The sequence below is a fragment of the Acetobacter pasteurianus subsp. pasteurianus LMG 1262 = NBRC 106471 genome (assembly GCF_000285275.1).
GTDB classification, from domain to species: Bacteria; Pseudomonadota; Alphaproteobacteria; order Acetobacterales; family Acetobacteraceae; genus Acetobacter; species Acetobacter pasteurianus.
Map to the genome: position 1 here is coordinate 1 of NZ_CADO01000109.1, position 2,557 is coordinate 2,557.

Genomic DNA, 2,557 nt, shown 5'->3' on the forward strand with positions numbered 1-2,557 from the left:
CCTGAAGGGTTTCGGGCGCCGCGAGGCGTACGAAAGTCTGGGAAGACCGAACCCGCGACACCGGGACTCAGTTATGGAGAATTTGCAACTGGCGCCACCCCGTGGGAGAGCCTGAGCCAGAGCATACAGGTGCGTTTGTGGAACTGGAACGGGTTTTTGTGACCGGATCTGCATGACGCGATGTCAGAACTGGCGGTGCAGGCAGCGATTTTCCCGATTTTTTCAGTGATGCGTACAGGAGCCTCGGTTTGCCGGCGCGGAGCCACTCCGACATCGGGATCGGTCATGCTGTCGTATCTGCGGGCTGTCATGGTGATCCCTTGGTTGGATCACTCGCCTGTGGCGGCCCTCGGGGCTGGCACCATCGGGGAAGGATCTGGATGACGACCATCGGACCACCACAGCATGGGCACGGCGGTGGCGTGACCGGTTCGGCTTCCGGGACTTCTGGCGCTGGTGTGGATATGACATTCAGCAGTTCCCGCACCCGGGCGAGGCTGGCCTTGCGGCTGGAACTGGCCAGTAGGCCATAATGGCGGATGCGATGAAATCCCCGTGGCAGGACATGCAGCATGAAGCGGCGGATGAACTCATCCGTGGCGAGTGTCATGACCTGCTGCTGGTGGGCCGTGTCCCGCCGGTAGTCCTTGTAGCGGAACGTCACGCCGTTTTCGTTGAACGCCAGGAGGCGGCGGTTCGAGATGGCGACACGGTGGGTATAGCGCGACAGGTAGGCCAGCACTGCTTTAGGACCGGCAAAAGGCGGTTTGGCGTAGACGACCCAGCGCCTGCTGCGCACAGGAGCCAGATACCGCAGAAAGGCACGACGCTCTGCCAGAGTGGCAAGATGGCCCCGGAAGACCAGCCGGTCGGCATCGAAAAGTGCGCGCAGCCGGGTCAGGAACAGGCGGCGGAACAGCTTGCCCAGCACGCGAACGGGCAGCAGGAAAGCCGGTCGCGATGAGATCCAGCGCTGGCCATCGGGCGAGAGACCGCCACCCGGCACGATCATGTGCACATGGGGATGGTGGGTCAGCGCCGAACCCCAGCTGTGCAGCACGGCGGTGATGCCGATGCGCGCCCCCAGATGCCGGGGATCGGCGGCGATCGTCATCATCGTCTCCGAGGCGGCCTGGAACAGCAGGGCGTAGAGAACGGCCTTGTTCTGGAGCGCGATGTCGGCGATCCGCGCAGGCAGGGTGAAGACGACATGAAAATACCCGACCGGCAGCAGATCGGCCTCCCGCTCGGCCAGCCATGTCCGCGCGGCGTTTCCCTGACAGCGCGGACAATGACGGTTGCGACAGCTGTTATAGGCGATCCGCCAGTGTCCACAGTCCCCGCAGGCCGCGACATGACCACCAAGGGCCGCCGTGCGACAGTGTTCGATCGCCGACATGACCTTGAGCTGCTGCAGGGGGAGACGGCCGGCATGGGCTGACCGCCAGGCAGGGCCGGCAGCCCGGAAGATGTCCCCCAGTTCGAGGGAGGCGGACATGACCGCCCCCGCCCGGGGATCAGCCGTCGGGCCTCGCCTGCGTTGTCGCCAGCATGCCCAGTCTGTCGAGCGGACTGATGACGGCCCGCACGGTCCGTGTCGCAACTTTTGTATAAAGGGCCGTGGTCTCCAGGCGGGAATGACCCAGCAGAACCTGGATCACGCGGACATCAACACCATCCTCAAGCAGGTGCGTGGCAAAGCTGTGCCGCAGGGTATGAGGCCCCACACGTCTGGTGATCGAAGCAGCCCGCGCGGCATCGACAACCACACGATGGAGCTGCCGTGTGCTGATGGGCCTCATGGTGTCCTGCCCGGGAAAAAGCCAGCCACCGGAATGCATCACGCCCTGCTGGCGTCCGGCCTTCCACCACTCCCGCAGCAGGGGCAGAAGGTCTGCCGGAAGCATGGCGTTGCGATATCGTCCCCCTTTGCCCCGTTCGACCCTGAGCAGCATGCGCTCGCTGTCGATATCGCTGATCTTGAGAGCTGCGACCTCGGCCACCCGCAGGCCTGCCCCATAGGCGACCGACAGGGCGGCCTGATGCTTGAGGCATACGGTCGCGTTGAGCAACCGGGCAACTTCATCACGGCTCAGCACGACGGGCAGGTTGCGGGGCTGCGCTACCCGGACCAGCTTGCGTGCAAGGTCGGGGCGGTCGAGCGTCTGGGTGAAGAAAAACCGCAGCGCCGACACGATGGCATTCATGGTCGGTGTCGGCATGCCAGCCGCGTTCTGAGCAATCTGGAACTGGCGCACATCCTCGACTGTTGCCGTGTGGGGTGAGCGGCCCAGAAACGTGGCGAAACGGCCGACATCTCGAAGGTAATTGCGCTGCGTCTCCCGGGAGAACCGCCGCACCGCCATGTCATCAAGCAGGCGCTGGCGAAGGGGACTGATTGCAGCAATGCACAGGGACTCTGTCATCATCTGGCTCCTTCTAGTGGGAAGAAGCCAGAGTGCTTGGCCCGATCAGGACAGTTCCAAATAAAACAGATCGCTCACGCCGTGGTGACAGACCTGCACACCGCACCAATCCCGCGTAGCGGGTTCGTTCT

At 63.8% G+C, this 2,557-nt stretch carries 2 protein-coding genes; both read right to left on the minus strand.

Annotation, left to right across the window (positions count from 1 at the left end):
• Positions 1-307 precede the first annotated feature (307 nt).
• On the minus strand, positions 308-1,498 hold the full coding sequence (locus tag APA10_RS14755; protein ID WP_080587172.1) for an IS91 family transposase: 1,191 nt from the start codon (positions 1,496-1,498) through the stop codon (positions 308-310).
• 19 nt (positions 1,499-1,517) lie between these two features.
• Positions 1,518-2,429, minus strand: coding sequence for a tyrosine-type recombinase/integrase (locus tag APA10_RS11700; RefSeq protein WP_006560376.1), 912 nt, complete (start codon positions 2,427-2,429; stop codon positions 1,518-1,520).
• Positions 2,430-2,557 lie beyond the last annotated feature (128 nt).